Genomic DNA, 18,849 nt, shown 5'->3' on the forward strand with positions numbered 1-18,849 from the left:
AGGATCGCATGTTTTCTACCTTGCTCGTGATTGCCGGTCTGACATCAACGCTGACGCCGCAGCAGGCTGACCGATGGATGGGCGCTTACCTTCACTCGATGAAGCTGCACTACGCTTGCCGTGGACACGGGAGCACGTATAGGACAGCGAAAAATATGGCCCTCCGCCAAGTCCAACTGCTGGACCTATATGGACCAAGTGGCCGGTTCACGGTTCGCGATGTCACCAACCTCGATCGCGACCTCCAGGCCGGAAAGGTCACGCTCGACGCGTCCATCAATCTAAAGGATTGCGAGAACCTTTTGCTTGAAGACAAAGCTGACCTTGAGGCATTAGGCGACGGAAAATAGCCGCTCGACCGGCAACAGCGCCACTGGGTTGAACGGCACCTTCGGCTGAAGCCCGATGATAGGTGCGGCGTCCGCGGTCAGCCAGTCCCACAACGCGTCCTTGTCGGCCTCGGAAAGCTGCCTGTCTGACCCTGATTGCGACTTCCGGAAGCCCTCGACGACCGCATGGAATTGCCAGATGCTCATGCCGTTCACCTGTTGCGGTGAATAGCCCATGACTTGGCCGTAGCCGTATAGGACTTCAAAGCGGACCTTCCCGTTTGGCAGATCGTCTAGGGTGACGCCCTCATCCTCTTGGCTTTTTTTTTTAGGCTCGCCTGCCTCGTCGGGAGCGCCCATGCACGCCGCCATCAATATGGCCTGCGCGATCGGCAGGTTTTCCGCCGGCGGGCGGTCCTCGACATAGGATCGAACCAGCGTCAGAGCCTTCGCTGGCTCCATGCCGCCGCCAATCAGACCCAGCCGTATCACGTTCGAAATGTCGGTGGTTCTGCAGGTTCGATCCATGAGACGACCGAGCACCACGAACGGACCGGCATCGGTCTTTTCCTGAAGCTCGGCGAATTCGCCCCAGCCGACGCGGAAGGGATAGGTCCCATCCGCGAAGTCCAGCGTCACCCTGGCGTCGCGGCTCATTTACGGGGTCACCACGCGAACCAGCTCACCGTCGCTCGACATCTCGACGTTGTTGGTCACCCGACCGTTCTTGGACGGGTTACCCATGGTCACGGTTCCGACATGCATGAAACCGGTCCACGTGATGGTTTTCGCAGGGAATTCCATCTCCACTTTCACCGGGATGCTGTCGGGGTTCTCCCAGGCATCGAGCCACGTCTCAACGGATTCGTTGGCGAGAATGCCTTCGCCACTGATCGTCACCGATAGGCTGGTGGCGTCGCGTCCGAGCCAAGCCACCTTGTCGGGGTCGACACAATCCGGGAGGCTGAATTCCTCCAGAGCCTTGGTCAGCGTCATCGACTTGGAAAGAAAGCCGCACGGCGCGGTGTAGACGATCGGGGAGGCGCCGTCACCGAGAAGAACTCGGAACTTGCCGCCTTTGAGGGTGGTTGCGTCAGCCATTTGATGTCTCCTTTGATGGCAGCAATAGCGCCCGCCGGAGCGGGTTTCTCAGGGGTGAGGTGAGGCTGGGCTAGTCGTGCTCGACAACGGCCCGGAACGTGAGCCGAGCGCGGCTGGTTTTGCCGTCCGGATCTCGGACGACGTCGCGCTTGTACAATTCGAACGACAGCAGCGCATTTTCGGTCAGCGGTAGTTCGTACTCGTGCAGCGCCAGCCTGACCGCGTTGGCGATTTTCTTGACCTCGGCCGATCCGACCGCGCGCGACCAGGCGCTCATATCGAAGTAGATTTCGGATCCCGGTATGCAGTCGAAATCGTTCGGCAGCACCTGATCGCCATCGAAGGCGACGTATGGGAAATCAGCCGTGACTTGTTTTGTTGCCTTGTCGCGCGGCACCTCGTCATAGACGCGATCAGCGATCAGCGAGACCAAGTCGGCGAAGCCTTTCAGCCTAGCAACAATGGCGATCTGCAATTCGTAGGAAGCGTCAATCATGATGCCGCCACCTGCTTTGCTGCCTTATTCACTGCCGCGCGGATCGCCCGAGACGATCCTTTCTTGTTTGCCCGCCACGAAACGAAGAAATACGGCTGCGCCGGCATCTCCTGCGTTCCGTGCTCCTGCCACCGGGCGTAATAGGCAACCTCGTTGCCGGCGAAGATCGTCAGCGTCAGATCTCCGCCTAGTGATGCTTTGACCACCGCGACGACGTAGCTGCCCTTCGGTGCCTTGCCCCAGGTCCAGCCGATGCTATCGCGCAGTTCGCCGCGGTCGACAGGCACCAGCGATTTCATCATGGCGACGATGATGTCGGCCTGTTTCTCCATCGCCGCACGGATCATGTCGCGGGCGACTTTAGGTAATGCTGTCAATTTGCGCTGCAACTTGGCGAGCCGGAGGATTGAGGTCATGACGCCACCCCGCTCTCCACCAAGATGTCGATCCATGCGCGATCCTCAGTCGGATTGATCGCCTTGATGGCGTAGGTGATGCCCGTCCACTTAGTGCCGACCCAAGCACCGGATCGCACATCCCTGGCTTGCCAGTCTGTGGTGATTTGCTTGCTCAACGAGTTGGCCCTGACCGTGAGCAGGACAGGCTGGCGTCCTTCCAGACGCGCCGCCATAACCGTCTCAGTGCCGCGAAGATATTGACGCCGGGCAGACACGATGAATCGCTCTTCGAACGGTCCTTCGGTATTGCCGTCATCCGGACCGGAGTACGGGCCGCGGCTGTCGAATGCGATGTTTTCCCTAAGCTGGCCGGTTGTCGTTTTCATCTGACACCTCTGGATCAGAGAACTTACCGCGCTTGCGTAGCCGCACAGCTTTGCCGGCATCGATCGCCGCAGCTCCGCATCGTGTAGTGACAGAAACCGACATCCCATCACGATAGGCGATTGTCACGGCCGGCGTTGGCTTCCAGTCGAAGTCACCAGTGAAGCGAACCCACATGGTCAGACCCTCATGAAAGCCAGCCACGTCCCCTCGACATGCTGGATTAGTCGCCGTCCGCTTTTATGGAGTTCCTCAAGCACAGCCTGCACGTCGACCGTCCCGCGAGCATGGTAATCGTGATAAACGATCATCCCGCCCTTGCGGACACGGTTAAGCGCAAGGAACTGATCCTGCATGACGCCCCTCGCGCCATGATCGCCGTCGATGAAGGCGAAGTCGCATTCCGGAAGATCGTCGATCAGGAGATCGTGCGAACCATGGCGCGCGATCAGGAGCCGGAAGCGCGAATCGTCCAACGCCAGGTGCGCCGGCTGCTGTGGAACCTCACGCCGCTGCACAATCTTGTCGGTGACGTAGCCTTGCGGCACGTCGATGCCGACATAGCGCTCGATCGTCACAACGTTGCGCAGCAATGCCTTGGCAGTGCGCCCTTCATTCACGCCGAACTCGATGGCGACCTTGGGCGCAACCGATCGCGCGAGCGCTACGAGCACCTCTAGTTCGCCGGGGTTCATGAAACGGGCGTTTAGCCCGCTCCAGTCGATCGGATGGACGTCAAGGTCAGCCTGCGGAACGGCCGGCAGCTTGAGCAGCGAAGGCTCGTAGACGGGTCGTTGCGGCTGGAATGTCGATGGTTTTCTGGCAAGCATGGCTGTGGCTGAAACACTGACAGGGGTTGATCGGATCGATGCCGAGGTAAGGCGAATATCGGGCCCCGCCGGCAAAGGATGAAGAGTTCTCGTAGCCGCCGAAGATGACGGTGGCCGGCGTTCCGACCGCCTGCGCGAGGATCGCCGCAAAGCCCGGCGAGGTGACGACGAGCGCGGCGACCGAGGTCAGGGCGGCGATGGTTTCGAAGTCCAACTCACCACGGTGGAATTCGACGTCGGCCTTGATCGGGTGGCCGGCCATCCATTCCTTACCCGACACCAGGTCGGCGACCGACACGACGAAGAAGTCGTCGCGAATCGTTGCGAGCAGGTCGCGATAGGCATCGTGATCGGGATTGCGTGCCTGGCAACCGCTCCACTCGGTGCGCTCGTTCAATGGGCGATAGATGAGGATCGGTTTTTGCGGCCGCCATGTGTCGAGCAGCTGACGAACCTGCTTCATCCAAGCATCTGGAATCGGCAGCCGAAAATCCGCCGTCGCATAGTCCGTTCCGGTCACCCGGCACATCGCTGCCAGAACAGACCCCTGCGAGCGGACCTGGTCAGGCGAATAGCTGACCTGCACGGCACGGCGGAAGCGCGGCAACCCGCCGCGATGGAATCTTCCGGCTTCGCGGCTGGCGTTCTTGGCCTGCGTGCGCAACACCGTCGCCTTGTGGATGACTTTCAGCCCATCGGCGATCAGGTCGTGATATGGCGCGACCCACGAGCTTTCGAGATAGACTTCATGGCCGCGCATCAATTGCCGGATCACGGCGCGCTGGTGGAGATTGTCACCCAGACCGTGCATGCCGCGGACGAGGAGGGGCATCATCGGTATATTTTCCGCATCTCGATCAGGCTGTTCGCCGAAAATGGGATTTCCGCGACGACAGCGCCGATCGCAACCGGCTCGCGCGATTGATACCAATTGGCGACCAGGATCATGACGATGAGCCGATCCACCGGGTCCTGCTTGAGATCGGGATCGTCGCCGGAACCAGTTACGTCAGGATCGTCAAAGCCGGCCATGAAGCGCAAGCGCACGGCCTGCGGGCGGTTCGACAGGGCCGGTGACGAAAAGGCATCGGTGAAACGGAGGGTCGCGCCTTCGGCTGTGACGACATAATACCAGTCGCCCGGCGCAAGCGTCTGCTCGACATGGTTTTCATCGAGATAGAAGACTTCAGTCACGTCGCGAATCGGCGCAGCGGGAATGGCAATCGGCCCACACCATCTATCGACGCGGTACTCGAACTCCGTTGGCAGCAGGATCCTGCCCATGCGATCCTCGGCAAGGCGTGTTGCAGCGCGGATGTAGGCCTTGATCAGTTCGTCATCGTCAGTCGTATCGACGATGACATGTGCCTTCACGTCGTCGACTGAGACGAAAAGGCCGTCAGGCTGTGAAAGCCGCATCAACATGCAAGCGCCTCCTCGAGGCTCATCTTCGGAAACCGTGAAAGGGTGGAAACAGGGCTGCAGTTGATCACCGCTATGCCAAGGTGCGCGAGCATCTCGGCCGCATTGTCGAGGCACCGGCGCCAGCGTTCGACATTCTTGGTCGACGGATTGTTCATCAGGCGCGGATGTTTTCCATGCCAATGCACGCCCAGATCGATGCGCATGTCGTAGCCGACCAGGATCACCTTGCGCGCACCGAACTGGACGGCCAGGTTCAATGCCTGAAATCCGCTGTTGCCACCGGACCCGATGGTCCCTGGCCGATCCAGTTGCAAACGGTCAGAGCCTCGTTCAAGAGCCACGCGGCGGAGACCCCACTGCGACGCCGCCACCGGATCCTGACTGATCTTCAATCCGGCAAATTGGCTTGCACCGGATGCGGCGTTCCACCACGCCAGATCGTGGGCATAAAGAACGTCGGCCCATGGTGCCAACTGCCACGAATTGTTGATGGCGATCAGTCTTGCCCGACCTCTGGCGATTTCGAGCGGGACTTGGGATGCTGATGGTCCGCTGGCGACGATGACGGCTGTTTGCCGGTGCCAGTCCGGGAACCAGAAGGGCGCGAGGATGCCTTGCCGGCCGCCTCCGCATCCGGGAGGAAAAGACCACCCTCGTAGAGAACCTTCGCGCGGCGGTGGGCAATGGCCGGAAAATCGCCATCCTTGCCGAACCGCGCGCCTTTTTTCACACGGCCCTCCTGGCCGAGCCAGGGCCGCAATGCGGTACCGGAAACATCAGACATCTTCATCTCCCTTGAATGGCCGGGCGGCGTCTGTCGCCGCCCGGATCGATTGGCCCGACCCGATCAAGTCGCCGAGGTGAATCCGCCGTAGATGAAGGCTTCGGGGCGGAACACGGCGAGAGCCACGCGCTCTTCGCAGCGCATGGTGAGCATGTTCTTTTCGAAGTCGTCATTGTTCTCGGTCGCGATCTCGACACCCATCTCCTCGCGATCGTAGAGCTGCGCGCCGCCGGCAAAGGCGCCGGTGAGGAAATTGCCCTCGAAATCGGCAATCTCGGTCGGTACGACAGGGAGGCCCCACAGCGTCGAACCGGCCAAGCGAAGCGGATTGGCGAACACGTACTGGCCGTTTTCGTCCTTGGTCAGCTCGGTTGCCGCCCAATCCATGAAATGCATCACGATGCCGGTTGCCGGCAGCCGCGCCAGTTGCGCCTGCAGCATGGCCAGCCGGATGTCGTCGATCCGGTTGTGATGCGGCACGGTGAACGCCGGCGCGAATGCCTCCGCCTGCGGGATGATGCCGTGCAGATGGACGCCAGTACCGTCGCCGAAGAGGATTTCCTCTTCCTCGACATATTTCAGGCCATAGCGCATTTCGCGGTCGACGTCTGACTGCAACTGCTTGAAGTCGGCCAGGATCTGCTTCGATGCCTTGAAGATGTGGGCGATCGTCGAGACAGGCGTCATCTTGCTGTCGTAGGCGATCGTCGATTCCGGCTTCTTCGTGCCTTCCGACACGACACGCGCCGCATTGGTGAAGCCGGTTTGCTGAACCCAGAAAATAGCCGGGCTCTGGGTCTGGCCGACAGGGATCAGGTCACGCACAAACAAGCGCTGCTTGGGCGCCACCTGAATGCCGGGCAGGATCTGCGGCTGGACGATGCCGGGATTGTCGCCGACCGGATAGTCGACGCTGGTGATTGCGGCATTGACCGAGAAGCGGTGCTTGCCGCGCGCCGAGGACCCCTGTGCGGCGAAATCCTTCGTCTTCTGATCGGCGACCAACTGGGCGCCGATGGTCTTGTGAGCGGACGTCTTGTCGCCCGGGCGGCGAACGATTTCCTGCTCTGCCGCCGTGAGGCGCGCCTGGGCTTCGTTCAAGGCTCCCTTGAGAGACGTCTGCTCGATAAGAAGCTTGTCGACATCGGACTTGGTGGCGGTCAGAAGTTCGCCCTTGTTCTTGACCTCGGCCAGGGCCTCTTCGGCCTTTTTGGACAATTCGTCCGACTTCTGGTTGAACTTGGTGGTGACCTCCGCGAGTTTGTCGGTGAGGGCCTTGAAGTCCTGCGCCGATACTGCCGCCGCACCCTCGGCGATCAGCAAGCCGCTCGAATGATGTGTGGTCAGGATGTCCGGTCCAAGGCCGAAGGCTACGGCGATCACGGCAAGGGTGAGCAGCCCGGCAATCGCCAGGAGCGTATAGGTCTTATTCATTGGATTTCTCCTAGGGGTTGATGTCTATGCGCGACAGGACGTTCATCGCCTGGCGCATTTCGGCTTCACCAACGTCACGTGTGGTGTCATCGGCAACGTCACGTGTGCCGGTCTTCAGTTCGGAAATCAGGCGCTTGCGTTCGGCCTGTGGCAGGCCGGCCTTGGCAAGTGCCAATTCGACCCGGCGAGCGGCTGCGCTGGCGCCGAGTTCAAGGCTGGCCTTGGCGTCCTTGGCGACCTGGTCGGCCGGCAGGAACGCATCGGCAAATCCCTTGTCGACGGCGTCAGAGCCGGCAAGCCAGGTTTCCTTGTCCATCATCTTGGCAATGTCCTTGGCGTCCATACCAGAGCGGGCGGCGTAGACGTCCGCGGACGCCTTATCGAAGGATTGAAGGACATCGGCAATGTCATGCAAGTCGTTGCGATCGCCGACCGCCATTACCCAGGTATTGTGGATCATCAGGAACCCGGCGCGGGGAACCTCGATGCGGTCGCCCGCCATACTGATGATCGAGGCCGCCGATGCGGCCATGCCTAGAACCTTGACGGTCACCTTCTGCTTGTGATCTCGCAGCAGGTTGTAGATGGCGAGGCCTTCCATGAAATCGCCGCCGGGCGAATTGATGTTGACCACGACCTCACGATCGCCAATGGCGCGCAGCGCGCCGGCGATGCGGCGAGCCGTAACGCCATCGCCGAAGAAGTCGGCGCCGATGACGCCGAGGATCGAAATCGTGTTCTCGGTGGTATCGTCGGATGCTGCACGGATGTCGGCCTGCCAGCGACCAAGCGCCGACGGGCAAATTTCAGATCCAAGACCGGAGCGCATGGATATGGCCGGCATCGCCGGCAGGTCACGAACGGTCATGCCGCTTTCCTTTCCTCGCGCTCTTCGATCAGCCAGGCACGCAGCGCATTGCGCACCGAGTTCGCGTCACTTTGCTGCTTTCCGATCTGGTCAAGAGGCACCAGGGCGGACTGGACGGTGAGAACGTCGCCGCCCGGCTTGGGCGCCAGATTGTCGAGCTTTCGCAACTCGTCCCGGGTGCGCAGTCCGTTCTGCGCCAGCGACGACATCAGCGCGGCACGGCCGGCGCTGTCGGCGCGGAGGAGCCCCTCGAAGTTGAATTCGAAATAGATGCCGGCGGCCCTGTCGGTCGGCGTGACCAGGCGCGTGTTTACGGCTGATTCGATGCGCTTTAGGTAGGCCCGCAGACCAAGGATCAGCCAGCCGAGGATGATCTGTTCGACGCCGGAACCCCACATCGTCTGGCCTTCCGAGGCATGGCCGACGAGAATTGGCGGCACACCCATCCAGCGGCAGACATCTTCCACGGAGAAGCCGCGCGCCATGATCAGTTCGGCATCGCGAGGCGTGATGTTGAGCGACTGCCAATCGAAGCCCGGCGGCATGATGATGCCCGAGCCCTGGCCTTCGTGGCCCTCGAAAGGCTTGACGTAATTGTCCATGAACTGCTGGCGTTGATCCTTGTCCATCGTGACCGGCGGCTTCCAGAACCCGCTGTTGCGAAGGCCCTTGGAAAACAGCCGGGCGGACGCCCGTTCCGCCGAGATGGCTGCGCCAAGCGAACGAGCGGCATAGGCGACGGGCGAAAGCCCCTCGTCCTCGTCGTTGGGTGCGAATCCCTTGATGTGGAAGACCTTGTCTTTCGGCAGGTCTTCGTTCTTGCCGCGGTCATTGAACCTATAGAACAGCCGGTCCGACGAATCGCGCAGCGGTGTGGTGTTTTCGGCCTTCATCGGCTGCAGGGCCACCAGCCTGTCACCGATGAATTTTTTCTCGGCATACGAATTGCCGAAGTCGCAAAGCGGGGCGATACGCCCTTCCCAGAACTCCACCGCCGTCTGATCGGCATTCGGCGTGATCTGAAGGATCTCGTAGAGCCGATGGTCCTTTCGCGCCGTGCGCTGATCATTCGATGCTGTCGCGAAGACGCCGGCGGGCAAGGTGGAAATCGTCTCCGAGATCAGCCGCTTCGCCGCCCACCATGTCGACAGCTTCATGGCGCTGTCCGGCGTCACGTTCTGGCCGGAATCGTGGTCGAAGCCCCACATCATACGCCACTTGTCCAGATCGGAGGTGACGTTCAACCGGCCGGTGAGCCATTTCCAGATCGCCATCTACATCACCGCGGCCGGTTGTGAGAGCCATGAAGCAAGATCGACACGTGGCTTTGCCTCCGGGTTCCAGCTCATCAGGATCGCCGCGCAAAGCATGGCGATGACGGGATCGATCTTGGTCCGGCCGGCAGCCTGTTTGGTTGCCATGTTGCCGTTGCCCTTGACTTCGATTTTCACATTTCCGACCGACCAGGCCATCATGGCCGAGCCGTCATGGCTAATCGAATTGTCGCTCAACTTGTGCTCCAGGCCCCACAAGGCCGGAGACAATGCCGGACCCTGGCGCAGCCGGTGCAGCATCAGCCCTGTGATTTCCTTCAAGGCCAGCGCGTCGACGAAGGCGGCGATGTTGTTAGGATCGAAGCCGACCGCGTTCTTTTCAGGCAGCAGGCCGGCATCGAGCAGTCGTTCGGCAATCGCCGCGATTTTCGCCACATAGGCCGAAACCTCGCACAGCGTGAGCGAGCCTTCCTCGACGAAGCCGAGCAGCCGCGGCGCAATCTCCTTACGGATTTCAAGCACCTTCGGATGCGCGAATGCATGGGTCCAGACCAGCCAGCGTCGCGTCACCTTCTCGCGACCGATGACGCAGACGCCGAACAGATCGTCGAGACCGCCGCCATCGGCGCCGACCACGGCCACTTCAGAGCGCCGAATCAGCTCTTCCAGCGTCAGCGTCTCGTCGGCGCATTCTTCCCAATATTCGGCACCGCGCCAGCCGTCGCCGGCGATGCCGACGCCGATCTCGATATTGAGATGCTGGCTGGCCCAGATCTGTTCCGTCTCGGCTGTCGCCGAGCCGTTGTTCTCGTAGTCCTCGATCAGGCGCTGCGGGCTGATCGAGCGGCCGATGTTCGGCAGCAGGTATTTCCAGTGTTTGCGATCGCGCCAGAACGTCTGGTCGCGCTGCTGCTCGGGAGGAAACTCGTATAGGACCGGCAGCATGATCGGCGCCTGGCCGCCCCTGCCGTCGCGTATCTTGCGCGCCTTGTCGAGTTCCGTCTTCCAGATACCGGCCGGCTGTTCGTCCGACTGTGTCGTGATCATCAGCAGTTGGCCACCCTGCATGGTGATGCCGCCGCCCCTGATCTGCTGCATGACCGCCGCGGCCTTCGCTTTCTTGCCCAGCTCGTGCACCTCGTCGATGATCGTCAGGATCGGTATTTCGCCGGTGACGATCGAGGTGTCGAAGGATTTGACGTCGAGCTTCGTGCCGGTCTTGCGGCGCTCGATGCATTTCAGGTGATCCTGCACCTTGAAGATGGCATCGAGCCGAGGATCGAGCCTGATCATGCCCTGCGCCTGGTCGAAACACCGTTCCGAGATGTTCTGGCTGGGCGCGACGATCAGCATCTGTCGGTTCGGCGCTTCCTCCATGAACAGCGCGGTCAGGCCGAGGGCGGCGACATAGGTCGTCTTCGAATTCTTCTTGGGAACCATGCAAAGCAGTTCCCAGACCAGGCGCTGCTTGGTGTCCGGATCCTCGCTCGCCAGGAAGGCGCACAGGATATCGCGGAACCATTCGCCACAGGCCTCAGACAGCGGCGGATTGCCGGGCACGTCTGGCAGCTTCAGCCTGTTGAAGAAAGCCAGCGCCTTGGCCGCCTTCTCCTGGTTGAGCGGGACATCGGCCATTGGCGTCTGTCCGGCCTTGATACGCTCCCACCAATCTGGACAGGCGAACCGCGGCAACGCCTCAATGGCGAGCATTTTGCGCGGCTGCTTCGCTTTCGAGCTCGGCCATCAGATCGGCGTCTGCGGCATGGGCGCGCTGCTCGTCGATCATCTTCTTGCCAACCTTGTCTTTCGATGCCGCCGGCTGGTCGCTGCCCTTGCCCATGGAAGCCTCGATCGTCATGCGGTCGTTGCGGTCGATCATGGCGCCGAGTTCACGCAAGGCCGTGACGTTGCCGGCATTGGCTTGCTCGAGGGCGATCTCAAACCGCCTGGCATCGAGCCGATCGCGCATTGCGTCGCGCTCTTTCATGTCGGCTCTAAAATACCGCTTCAACGTCGCCGGCGAGATGCCAAGAGCGTTGGCGATCCGGATGTTGACCCAGCCCAGCGCCATCAACAGCTTGACTTTGTTGCGATCTTTTTCGGTCGGCTCATACGGCGGACGGCCGCGGTTACCGAAGCCCTCACGAACCGGCTGACCGAACAGGTCAAAATTCGGCTCCATCAGAAAAAAATCTCCGAATGTGGGGGACGCGGGTCCGGCGGGGAGGGGCTTCCGGACTTTCGACCCGCCCCCCCGGTTGGTCGGCGATGGTCAGTACCAGACGCCTCGATGTTGCAGGCTGACCTGCTCGGCCTTCTGCGCTTCGCTGTCGTGCCATTCCTTGGACACGGCTATCAGGTTGTCTTCATCCCAGAACAGCACCTCGTCGCCACGATGTTCCTTGTCGTGGTGGATGACTGGGCTGTTCGGGGCAGGGTGCTTGCCGATCAGCAGCACGCCTGTCTTGCGGCAGGTGTACATGTCGCGAAGCAGGATGCGCTGCCGCACCTGCTGCCAGCGTGCGGTCTTATACCAGCGCCGCCAAGGCGCTGTGTTGCTGCTCATTGTCTGGAATCTTTTCCATTGCGGTGAAGCTGCTCGCTTCACCTGGGTCCGCCTGGCGCTTCCCTCATCCTCACTGGGATGGGTGCGAACACAGCCTCGGAAGCGAATGTGCTTCACGGTTCGGATCGTCCTAGGACGGACTCGCTATTCTGTCTTGCTGAGATTCGCAAGGGGGATCATCGCCGACACGGTGCCGCCGAACAGCATTATGTCGACCCAGAGGGAGGCGTCATTAGCCTCCCGCGATACCGTGCCTTTGCGACCAGCCAATGCGCCATCGGTCACCGTCACTCGATCACCTTCGGCTATAGGCTTGCGCCTCTTCATCTCCTCGGCTGCAAGCTTGCGGCGCTCACGCTCTGAGAGCTTGAGGAAAGCACGAAAGCCATTGATATCGCTTTCCGAAACAGGCTTTGGCTGCATCCATCCGCCGACGATGTCGACAACCTCATCCACTGCCTTGATGCCGATCAGAACACGGTCGGTGTCCGAGACGTAGATCATCAGATAACCGGGCAAAGCAGGGTTGTCCTGTTCTTCCCGCTTGGCCTTGGAACGACCTCCGCGGCGCTTGGGCTGTGTGCTGTCGACCGGCAACCACGTTTCCACGAAGAGTTTCCGCAGAGCTTCATCCACAGCATTTTCATGACCAACCGAAACGCGAAGAACGTACCAGCAGCGCACCGGTCCTGATTCGCCGGCTCCCGCCAGCAGCGCTTGTGCCCTTCGGCTCATGCCCTGCTGCCTGTCCGATTCGGCATAGCAGCGGTCGAGATTGATCACTTCCGCATCACTCAGCCGCTTCACGTCCGCCCGCATCATGGTTTCCTCGCACCGCTTGTTCAAACGTTTCCAATCCTGCCGGCCCGCCAGCCGGCATCCACACCCATTCGACGTGTCCCGGTGCAGGCAGCCAGGGCCAGCCGCGCCGATGGTGCTCGACCTCCCACTCCGTCCAGCGATCGGTGCCGACACGGACCTGCTCCATCATCTCGGCCAAGGGCTGCAGCGTTGCCGCCACCGTCACGCCACCGCCGAAGCGGGCACGGTCGTGCATGGCGTTCACCGCTGGCCATCCGTGCTTGGCCTGACGCTCCAGCTGCAGCGCTTCGCCGTCCATGGTGCCGGCCGCAATTGCGTCCTGCTGGAACCGCGTCATTGGCGGCATGGCGGCTTTCGGCCCGGTCAGCAGTTGCTTCATCCGGGCTGCCTGCCACAGCTTGCCGAAGGGTGCCGCGGTGGCTTCTTGCGCCGGCGCCGTCGCTGCGGCCAGACGCGGCAGGAACGGCACCCACATGCGGTCCTTGATGAAGGTGGCCACGGCGCAGGCCTGCTTGACGCCGGCCTTGCGGCACTCGGCCAGGAACAGCGGCACGCACGGTGCGCACTCGGCTTGGTCGGCGGCGGAAAGCTTGAACCACTCGGCCAGCATCGGCGGCTTGGGCGAGACGTCGAAACGGTCCCATCCCTTGAACGATTTGTAGAAAAGCGCCTCTGATCTTCGTCGATCCTCGCGCTCGCGCTCTCTCTCAAAACTACTGTCAGGTTTTGCTAAACCATCAGTATTTACTAGTGTTGGATTCACCGTCGACGGCATCACCGTCGACGGGTTTTCAGTCTGCGGCAAAGATGCAACACCTTCGCCGGCGGCACTGTCGCGAAGCTCGCGCGGCTCGTCGAAGATGACCAGCGAAAGCTTGCCGAATCGCCCGTCTTCGCGCTCCTGTTCCTTGTCGGCATAGCCGTGCTTGACCAACTCGTTGACGATCTTGCGCGCCTTGTCGCGCCCGCAGCCGCCGCGCCTGGCGATGTCGCCGAGAATGACGGTCCAGTTGTCCGGCTTCGACAGGAGATAGCCCAGCAGCCAGCGCGCCTCCATGGAGAGGCGCACATCTTCGAACACGTGGTTCGGCACCGTGGTGTAGCGGGCATTGCGGACGCCGCGCCGGATGGTGGCTTCCTCGCTCATGCCGCCCTCCGATTGGACAGCGGCAACGGCATCTGCCAAGGGGCAGGAGGTAGCGCGATGGCAATTCCGACAGCATCACAGTAGCGAGCTGCTTCGGTCCAGGAATTGGCATTACGGCCTTGTTTGCGCGCCGCATCGCTCCAGGCCATGCTGTCGGCGCTGTAGAGCAGGGCTCTGACGCCGGGATGGCTGAGCGCGGTGAGCTTGATGCCGAAGCCATGCAGCCGCAGATCGGCCCGCGCGGCATGGATGGCGCTCAGCACCTCGACGATGCGTGCCGGGTCGCCATTGCGCTTGCACACCGAGCCGACACCGACCCACATGTCGGGTTTCAGCCGGTCGCCATACATCTCGATGTGCCGGACATAGTCCTCGGGCGCATAGCCCTGCAGGACCGGCAGGATCGGAAACGGCAAATCTTCCGCGACCAGTAAGTCGTAGCGCTCGATGGTCAGCTTCTGGTGTTCGATTATGGTCAGGCCGGTGCTTTCCAGCGCAATCGGCTCGCACATGTAATCCTGCGCCACGGCGCCAACGATGGTGGCGACGCCATCGGCATGAAGACGGCGCAGTGCGGCGGCGTATTCGGCCACGCTGCTGCGATAGCCGCCATGCTTAACCACCTCGGTAAAAGCACCGCTATCGATCAGCACCTCGCCGCAACCGAGCGGCTTTTTGCGGCCGAGCAACCGCCGCCAGCTGATACAAGCGCGGCCGAAATGCTGACCATCGGATGGCTGGTGTAGTCCGACGTAGAAGAGGACTTCGCTCATTCCGCAGCCTCCGCAAAGGCATGCCGCACCAGCCCATCGCAGCCACCGCCCATGCCGGCGGAGAGAACGACCGTCATCCGGTTGTCGAGTGAAAAGGGTGCGTTCATCGTTCCGCCTTCAGCCATGCGGCGAAGCTGGCGCGCAGCGCTTTCCACGCTTCGCTTGCCGCCCCGCCATTGTTGAGTTCTTTTCGCGATTGCACGCCGAGCAGGCTGCGCACCTTTTGCGCCACGCGCTCGTCGGTCAGTGGCTTTTCCAGCCCATGCCGCTCATGCAGGAACACCTTGAACGCCGGCTCCTGGCACTTCATGCCGCACTCGGCGGCGAAGTTTTTCACGTCGCTCGCCGCCGGTTCGCCGCGCTGCTCGATCTGGCGGCGTGGCGCCGGCTCGCCCCTTAAGTCACGGATCTTGCCGAACGCATCGTCGAGCAGCCGCAGCAGGAAGGCCACGGTGTCCGGCGCATTGCAGACGAAGTCGATCTCGTCGACCGTCGCGGCATCGAAGCGCAGCAGCACCAGCAATTCGCCCATCTCGCCGCGCGCCTCTACGAAGGCTCCGGCCTCGCCATGCACGCGCGTCCAATCGGCCGGCGCGATGGCCGCGAGTGACTCGCGGATGGCGAGCAGCTTTGTCGCGTTGGGCGAGAGAACGGCGGCGTTCATGGCATGCGCCCGTGTTTGCGCATGGCGCGGCCCAAGACCTTCGCCGCCCGTTCCAGCGATTTACGAGCGGCGATCTCGCCTGCACCGAACTTCGCCTGCGCCAAACGGTCGGCCGCGCCGGCAACCTGGCGACACGCCTCCATGATGTCGTCATCGGCCTTGCTGATTGTCCTCGGCTTTGCTGCCGGGATCGCAGCCGCTATTCGCTCGACCTCCGCCATCAGCATTTCGCGCACCACGGGCGCCAGCGCGCGGGCAAGGGGATCGACTTGTCTGCCGAGCGCGGTCATGAAGCACCTCCCGCGAATTCAGCCAGGCCGGCGCGGAACAGTTCGGCACTGGCGGCGAGATCAGCGGGCGGCATGCCTGCGGCATCGCGCACGGCGAGACCAAGCGAAAGCCGCAATGCGACGAAGTTCCAGCCGGCTTCGAACCCAGCCCGGCGACAGGCGGCTGCGATGACCTCGTGATATTTGAGGATCACGGAATCGGGCATGCGGAGCAGGGTGTCGGCGCGCGCGCGATCACCATCGGCATCGTGCAACTCGCGCAGGATCGGGAGCATGAAATCGGTCATCCATCCATCCTCCCGATTGATGATCTCCGCCAATTCCTGCGACTGGCGGTCTTGTTCGGCCTTCCAAGAACCAGTCATCGCGCATCGCCTTCATGCCGCGTTTCACATGGAACGCATGCTGTAACAGGTTGACTAAGCAGTGTTTTCCGCGTCACACGGCGGCGTTTCACATCGGCGAGATAGAAATCCATCGGTCGCAGTCGAAGCGCCTTGCAAAGGGTCAGGAAGCTGCCCACCGTCAGGTTTGAGCGGCTCTGCTTGGCCCGTGTGATCATGGCGACGTTGAGCGCAGGGAAGGCGTCCACAGCTTGGCGGACAGAGACGCCGTCAAGACGGCGGCGCACGGTTGCGGCGAAGCGGTCGCGGTCGAACGGGTCAGCCATTGCCGGCCTCCCGCAGCTTGCGGTCAAGCGCACGCTTCAGCTCCTTCAACTGGCGTTCGGTCTCAGGATCCGGTGCGCGCTCTTTCGGCTCGGGATAATGTGCATCTCCTCGGAGCCGCTTCGCCTCGATCGCGGCTGCATAACAACCTGCTGAATTCTTATCGGGATCGTATTGGGGCGGCTCGCACGGTGCGTGCTTTCCGCCGCCAAAGATGTATTCCCGCCACGGCGTCCAACACCAGGTACCGTCACGGTAGCGGAAAAATCCCCACTTTCGTGATGGTCGCCCAGTCCAGACGATGGTGATGATCTTGCGCCCATCGAAACACGGCAGAGGCGGGGCTCCACGCACCCGCCCGGGCCAGTCGTGCCACCATTCTCCTGAGAAGCGCCCCAGAACCCTGTGCAGGTATCTGGCATTGCGGTGGTGGATGCGAAACGCGCGAACCAGCCTTCGCTTGGTAGCCCATCCCATCTTGAGGGCCACCATTGGCAACTCGGCATGATCGCGATCACTTTCGAGTATCGGGAGCGTGAACTCCTCGACGTAGCTGGTCAGCGGGAACGTCCAGAAATCCCACGGATGGTCATGAGGATTGGGATCGGCATCGCCACGATGGAAGATGTGCAGGCGCAGCCGGCCAAACCATAGACGGGTCATGTACGGCGTCGAATACTCGCCGTCGGTGCCATAGATCGTTTCGCAGCCAAGGAAGGTCACTCCGCCGCCTCCGCAACATTGCCACCGATCACAAGCTCATCGCCATCCTCGCCGTAGGCGTAGAGCAAGCCGTCGTCGAACCCGTTCCATTCGCGTGCAAGGTCGTCATCGGACAGGGTGAGCAACCGATCACGCAGTGCCCGCAACGTGCGCCGGTTGGTGGTTCGCGCCTCGGCGATCGTTTCCGCCACGGCCTCGCGATATTTCTGCTTGCCCTTCGCCTCGACGGCCTGGTCGATCTCATCAATGCCCAGCATGTCGAACATGGTCGGCACGGCGCGCTTGGCTTCCGCCTCGCGGCAGTAGCGCGTGCCGTCGCGAAAATAGGTGTCGGAAAGTTCGGAGGCCTGCCCGCGCCGGCCCTTCAGGATGGCGCGATAGGGCACGGTCATCAGCCCGCCGAACGGGTCGTAGACGATGTCGCCGGGATTGGAGTAGCGGTCGATCAGCCGGTCGACGATGTCGAACTGCAGCGGGCAGACATGCTTTTCCAGGTTGCGGAACGCCTGCTGCCCGTTCAGCGTCAGCATGCGCACCACGTCCGTCCAGATTGCCGGATGCTTCGAAGGCGGATCGAGCGTCATGTAGGTCTTCGACAGGCTGTCGCGCGCGGCCAGTTCCTCGCCCAGCTTCACATGCATCTCGAAATCGTAGATCGCCTCTTCCGAGACTTTTTGGAACAGCGTCCGCAGCGGCTTCGGCCCGAGCCGTACAAGCTCATCGGTGGTCAGCAGCCGGTCGCCTGACGACGGCCAGAAGGCGTGCGCGTCGAGCTGCCAGCGCGCCAGCGTGTAGCCGCTGTCGGGCACCTGCGGCCGGCGGTCGCCATCGCTCCAGCGCTCGTGCTGGCCATCGGCCGCAACCACCAGCGGTTTTGCATGCGCCACCGGCTGGTCGGCATAGCCGCGCGACAGGTCGCTCTGCGGCCGGCGAAACAGCAGCACATATTCCGGACAGCCGACGCCCATCTTGGTGGCGTCCTTCATCATCTCGGAATAGGTCAGCCGGTAGGTCTGGTTGTTCTCCTTCACCACGTCGGTGGCGATGGTGATCATGCCGATGTACTGAAAGCCGTGCTTCAGATAGTGGAAGATCGCCTCGGCGTGGAACGGCGACACGGTGGGCACGCCTTCACCGGTCACCGAGCCGAACAGCACCCGGTCCTTGACATGGATACAGGCCAGCCGGCCGGGCTGCAGGATGCGCAGCAGCTCCGGCGTCAAAAAGTCCATCTGCGCCCAGAAATGGTCGTTGTCGTCGGTGTGGCCGTAGTCGTTGTAGCTCGCCGTGTATTCGTAGTGGTTGGCGAACGGGATCGAGGTGACGATCTCGCCGACGCTGGCGCTTGCCGTCTGGCGCGCCTCCAGCACCGCATCATTGTGGGCGATGACGAACATGTCGCCGCGCTCTTCACGTCTAGCGACGCCGATCGAGCGTGATAGCACGTCGTCGAGCGGCAGGCCGTCGAGTCCATAGCGGAGGATGATCTCCGCCATGCGCGCCATCAGCCGCTCATGCTCGGCCCATTTGCCTTCCAAGTTGCGGCGCACCTCGCGCTCGGCTTCCGAGAAGATGATGTCGATGCGGCATTCCTGCAGCTGGCCGAAGCGCACGATGCGGTGCACCGCCTGGATGAAGTCATGGAACTTGAAGCCGACGCCGACGAAGATCGCCCAGTGGCAGTGTTTCTGGAAATTGTTGCCGGCCCCCGACATTTCCGGCTTGGTGGCCAGGTATTTGAACTTGCCGTCCTTGAAGCCGATGGCGTTCTGTTCGTTCGGGTCCAGCCCCTGCGTGCCATAGATCGAGCGCACGCCCGGCACCACCGCCTCGATCGCCCGCCGCTCATCCTCGAGGTCGTGCCACAGCAGGG

Annotated in this window: 26 protein-coding genes; 1 reads left to right on the forward strand and 25 read right to left on the reverse strand. The window is 62.0% G+C overall.

Going from position 1 to position 18,849, the window contains the following annotated elements; genetic code table 11:
- The first annotated feature begins 8 nt into the window (after positions 1–8).
- Positions 9–350 carry a hypothetical protein gene (locus EN906_RS00630; protein WP_127266608.1) on the forward strand — a complete coding sequence of 114 codons (342 nt, stop codon included), beginning with the start codon at positions 9–11 and terminating at the stop codon, positions 348–350.
- Here the strand turns inward: EN906_RS00630 and EN906_RS00635 are convergent.
- The 25 genes from EN906_RS00635 to EN906_RS00760 form a co-directional block, all read right to left on the reverse strand.
- A complete protein-coding gene (locus EN906_RS00635; protein WP_127266609.1) occupies positions 333–986 on the reverse strand; it encodes a gene transfer agent family protein in 654 nt (217 codons plus the stop codon). The genes EN906_RS00630 and EN906_RS00635 overlap by 18 nt on opposite strands.
- The gene (locus EN906_RS00640) at positions 987–1,430 is read right to left on the reverse strand and encodes a phage tail tube protein (protein ID WP_127266610.1); all 444 of its coding nucleotides are present in this window, start codon (positions 1,428–1,430) and stop codon (positions 987–989) included. It lies immediately after the preceding gene.
- A 70-nt stretch (positions 1,431–1,500) separates the two neighbouring features.
- Positions 1,501–1,926 carry a DUF3168 domain-containing protein gene (locus EN906_RS00645; protein WP_127266611.1) on the reverse strand — a complete coding sequence of 142 codons (426 nt, stop codon included), beginning with the start codon at positions 1,924–1,926 and terminating at the stop codon, positions 1,501–1,503.
- A complete protein-coding gene (locus EN906_RS00650; protein ID WP_127266616.1) occupies positions 1,923–2,342 on the reverse strand; it encodes an HK97-gp10 family putative phage morphogenesis protein in 420 nt (139 codons plus the stop codon). Before EN906_RS00650 ends, EN906_RS00645 begins: the two co-directional genes overlap by 4 nt.
- A complete protein-coding gene (locus tag EN906_RS00655; RefSeq protein ID WP_164748674.1) occupies positions 2,339–2,710 on the reverse strand; it encodes a head-tail adaptor protein in 372 nt (123 codons plus the stop codon). The genes EN906_RS00650 and EN906_RS00655 overlap by 4 nt, the downstream gene beginning before the upstream one ends.
- 177 nt (positions 2,711–2,887) lie before the next feature.
- On the reverse strand, positions 2,888–3,403 hold the full coding sequence (locus tag EN906_RS00665; RefSeq protein WP_164748673.1) for a class I SAM-dependent methyltransferase: 516 nt from the start codon (positions 3,401–3,403) through the stop codon (positions 2,888–2,890).
- A 46-nt stretch (positions 3,404–3,449) separates the two neighbouring features.
- Positions 3,450–4,373 carry a hypothetical protein gene (locus tag EN906_RS00670; protein WP_127269935.1) on the reverse strand — a complete coding sequence of 308 codons (924 nt, stop codon included), beginning with the start codon at positions 4,371–4,373 and terminating at the stop codon, positions 3,450–3,452.
- Complete coding sequence (locus EN906_RS00675) at positions 4,370–4,963, reverse strand: head-tail connector protein (RefSeq protein ID WP_127266781.1); 594 nt, start codon at positions 4,961–4,963, stop codon at positions 4,370–4,372. Before EN906_RS00675 ends, EN906_RS00670 begins: the two co-directional genes overlap by 4 nt.
- On the reverse strand, positions 4,957–5,436 hold the full coding sequence (locus EN906_RS00680) for a hypothetical protein (RefSeq protein WP_127266780.1): 480 nt from the start codon (positions 5,434–5,436) through the stop codon (positions 4,957–4,959). Before EN906_RS00680 ends, EN906_RS00675 begins: the two co-directional genes overlap by 7 nt.
- A 23-nt stretch (positions 5,437–5,459) precedes the next feature.
- Positions 5,460–5,747, reverse strand: coding sequence for a hypothetical protein (locus EN906_RS00685; protein ID WP_127375049.1), 288 nt, complete (start codon positions 5,745–5,747; stop codon positions 5,460–5,462).
- A gap of 63 nt (positions 5,748–5,810) precedes the next feature.
- Complete coding sequence (locus EN906_RS00690) at positions 5,811–7,181, reverse strand: phage major capsid protein (protein WP_127266778.1); 1,371 nt, start codon at positions 7,179–7,181, stop codon at positions 5,811–5,813.
- A 10-nt stretch (positions 7,182–7,191) separates the two neighbouring features.
- The gene (locus EN906_RS00695) at positions 7,192–8,049 is read right to left on the reverse strand and encodes a head maturation protease, ClpP-related (protein ID WP_127266777.1); all 858 of its coding nucleotides are present in this window, start codon (positions 8,047–8,049) and stop codon (positions 7,192–7,194) included.
- Positions 8,046–9,323 carry a phage portal protein gene (locus EN906_RS00700; RefSeq protein WP_127266776.1) on the reverse strand — a complete coding sequence of 426 codons (1,278 nt, stop codon included), beginning with the start codon at positions 9,321–9,323 and terminating at the stop codon, positions 8,046–8,048. Before EN906_RS00700 ends, EN906_RS00695 begins: the two co-directional genes overlap by 4 nt.
- Positions 9,324–11,033, reverse strand: a complete 1,710-nt coding sequence (locus EN906_RS00705) for a terminase TerL endonuclease subunit (RefSeq protein ID WP_127266775.1) — start codon at positions 11,031–11,033, stop codon at positions 9,324–9,326.
- A complete protein-coding gene (locus tag EN906_RS00710; protein WP_127266774.1) occupies positions 11,020–11,505 on the reverse strand; it encodes an AraC family transcriptional regulator in 486 nt (161 codons plus the stop codon). The genes EN906_RS00705 and EN906_RS00710 overlap by 14 nt, the downstream gene beginning before the upstream one ends.
- Positions 11,506–11,595: 90 nt before the next feature.
- Positions 11,596–11,889 (reverse strand): HNH endonuclease, encoded by a 294-nt coding sequence (locus EN906_RS00715; RefSeq protein WP_127266773.1) that lies wholly within the window; start codon positions 11,887–11,889, stop codon positions 11,596–11,598.
- A gap of 144 nt (positions 11,890–12,033) precedes the next feature.
- The gene (locus tag EN906_RS00720; protein ID WP_164748672.1) at positions 12,034–12,708 is read right to left on the reverse strand and encodes a transcription termination/antitermination NusG family protein; all 675 of its coding nucleotides are present in this window, start codon (positions 12,706–12,708) and stop codon (positions 12,034–12,036) included.
- Positions 12,680–13,858 (reverse strand): helix-turn-helix domain-containing protein, encoded by a 1,179-nt coding sequence (locus tag EN906_RS00725; RefSeq protein WP_127266771.1) that lies wholly within the window; start codon positions 13,856–13,858, stop codon positions 12,680–12,682. The genes EN906_RS00720 and EN906_RS00725 overlap by 29 nt, the downstream gene beginning before the upstream one ends.
- Positions 13,855–14,631, reverse strand: a complete 777-nt coding sequence (locus tag EN906_RS00730) for a hypothetical protein (RefSeq protein WP_127266770.1) — start codon at positions 14,629–14,631, stop codon at positions 13,855–13,857. The genes EN906_RS00725 and EN906_RS00730 overlap by 4 nt, the downstream gene beginning before the upstream one ends.
- A 103-nt stretch (positions 14,632–14,734) precedes the next feature.
- Positions 14,735–15,295 (reverse strand): hypothetical protein, encoded by a 561-nt coding sequence (locus tag EN906_RS00735; RefSeq protein WP_127266769.1) that lies wholly within the window; start codon positions 15,293–15,295, stop codon positions 14,735–14,737.
- Positions 15,292–15,585 carry a hypothetical protein gene (locus tag EN906_RS00740; RefSeq protein WP_127266768.1) on the reverse strand — a complete coding sequence of 98 codons (294 nt, stop codon included), beginning with the start codon at positions 15,583–15,585 and terminating at the stop codon, positions 15,292–15,294. The genes EN906_RS00735 and EN906_RS00740 overlap by 4 nt, the downstream gene beginning before the upstream one ends.
- Positions 15,582–15,950 (reverse strand): hypothetical protein, encoded by a 369-nt coding sequence (locus EN906_RS00745; RefSeq protein WP_236383315.1) that lies wholly within the window; start codon positions 15,948–15,950, stop codon positions 15,582–15,584. Before EN906_RS00745 ends, EN906_RS00740 begins: the two co-directional genes overlap by 4 nt.
- Positions 15,947–16,255 carry a hypothetical protein gene (locus tag EN906_RS00750; RefSeq protein WP_127266767.1) on the reverse strand — a complete coding sequence of 103 codons (309 nt, stop codon included), beginning with the start codon at positions 16,253–16,255 and terminating at the stop codon, positions 15,947–15,949. Before EN906_RS00750 ends, EN906_RS00745 begins: the two co-directional genes overlap by 4 nt.
- Positions 16,248–16,976 (reverse strand): hypothetical protein, encoded by a 729-nt coding sequence (locus tag EN906_RS00755; protein WP_127266766.1) that lies wholly within the window; start codon positions 16,974–16,976, stop codon positions 16,248–16,250. The genes EN906_RS00750 and EN906_RS00755 overlap by 8 nt, the downstream gene beginning before the upstream one ends.
- Positions 16,973–18,849 (reverse strand): DNA methyltransferase (locus tag EN906_RS00760; RefSeq protein ID WP_281060433.1); only part of this gene is annotated, 1,877 nt, incomplete at its 5' end. The genes EN906_RS00760 and EN906_RS00755, both read right to left, overlap by 4 nt.

Origin of the sequence: Mesorhizobium sp. M7A.F.Ca.CA.004.06.1.1 (assembly GCF_003999135.1) — a bacterium.
Classification (GTDB): Bacteria; Pseudomonadota; Alphaproteobacteria; order Rhizobiales; family Rhizobiaceae; genus Mesorhizobium.

Bases quoted from the DNA above. Each gene is read 5' to 3' on its own strand.
- EN906_RS00630 (WP_127266608.1), top strand. From the start codon at position 9: ATGTTTTCTACCTTGCTCGTGATTGCCGGTCTGACATCAACGCTGACG.
- EN906_RS00635 (WP_127266609.1), bottom strand. From the start codon at position 986: ATGAGCCGCGACGCCAGGGTGACGCTGGACTTCGCGGATGGGACCTAT.
- EN906_RS00640 (WP_127266610.1), bottom strand. From the start codon at position 1,430: ATGGCTGACGCAACCACCCTCAAAGGCGGCAAGTTCCGAGTTCTTCTC.
- EN906_RS00645 (WP_127266611.1), bottom strand. From the start codon at position 1,926: ATGATTGACGCTTCCTACGAATTGCAGATCGCCATTGTTGCTAGGCTG.
- EN906_RS00650 (WP_127266616.1), bottom strand. From the start codon at position 2,342: ATGACCTCAATCCTCCGGCTCGCCAAGTTGCAGCGCAAATTGACAGCA.
- EN906_RS00655 (WP_164748674.1), bottom strand. From the start codon at position 2,710: ATGAAAACGACAACCGGCCAGCTTAGGGAAAACATCGCATTCGACAGC.
- EN906_RS00665 (WP_164748673.1), bottom strand. From the start codon at position 3,403: ATGAACCCCGGCGAACTAGAGGTGCTCGTAGCGCTCGCGCGATCGGTT.
- EN906_RS00670 (WP_127269935.1), bottom strand. From the start codon at position 4,373: ATGATGCCCCTCCTCGTCCGCGGCATGCACGGTCTGGGTGACAATCTC.
- EN906_RS00675 (WP_127266781.1), bottom strand. From the start codon at position 4,963: ATGTTGATGCGGCTTTCACAGCCTGACGGCCTTTTCGTCTCAGTCGAC.
- EN906_RS00685 (WP_127375049.1), bottom strand. From the start codon at position 5,747: ATGTCTGATGTTTCCGGTACCGCATTGCGGCCCTGGCTCGGCCAGGAG.
- EN906_RS00690 (WP_127266778.1), bottom strand. From the start codon at position 7,181: ATGAATAAGACCTATACGCTCCTGGCGATTGCCGGGCTGCTCACCCTT.
- EN906_RS00695 (WP_127266777.1), bottom strand. From the start codon at position 8,049: ATGACCGTTCGTGACCTGCCGGCGATGCCGGCCATATCCATGCGCTCC.
- EN906_RS00700 (WP_127266776.1), bottom strand. From the start codon at position 9,323: ATGGCGATCTGGAAATGGCTCACCGGCCGGTTGAACGTCACCTCCGAT.
- EN906_RS00705 (WP_127266775.1), bottom strand. From the start codon at position 11,033: ATGCTCGCCATTGAGGCGTTGCCGCGGTTCGCCTGTCCAGATTGGTGG.
- EN906_RS00710 (WP_127266774.1), bottom strand. From the start codon at position 11,505: ATGGAGCCGAATTTTGACCTGTTCGGTCAGCCGGTTCGTGAGGGCTTC.
- EN906_RS00715 (WP_127266773.1), bottom strand. From the start codon at position 11,889: ATGAGCAGCAACACAGCGCCTTGGCGGCGCTGGTATAAGACCGCACGC.
- EN906_RS00720 (WP_164748672.1), bottom strand. From the start codon at position 12,708: ATGCGGGCGGACGTGAAGCGGCTGAGTGATGCGGAAGTGATCAATCTC.
- EN906_RS00725 (WP_127266771.1), bottom strand. From the start codon at position 13,858: ATGAGCGAGGAAGCCACCATCCGGCGCGGCGTCCGCAATGCCCGCTAC.
- EN906_RS00730 (WP_127266770.1), bottom strand. From the start codon at position 14,631: ATGAGCGAAGTCCTCTTCTACGTCGGACTACACCAGCCATCCGATGGT.
- EN906_RS00735 (WP_127266769.1), bottom strand. From the start codon at position 15,295: ATGAACGCCGCCGTTCTCTCGCCCAACGCGACAAAGCTGCTCGCCATC.
- EN906_RS00740 (WP_127266768.1), bottom strand. From the start codon at position 15,585: ATGACCGCGCTCGGCAGACAAGTCGATCCCCTTGCCCGCGCGCTGGCG.
- EN906_RS00745 (WP_236383315.1), bottom strand. From the start codon at position 15,950: ATGACTGGTTCTTGGAAGGCCGAACAAGACCGCCAGTCGCAGGAATTG.
- EN906_RS00750 (WP_127266767.1), bottom strand. From the start codon at position 16,255: ATGGCTGACCCGTTCGACCGCGACCGCTTCGCCGCAACCGTGCGCCGC.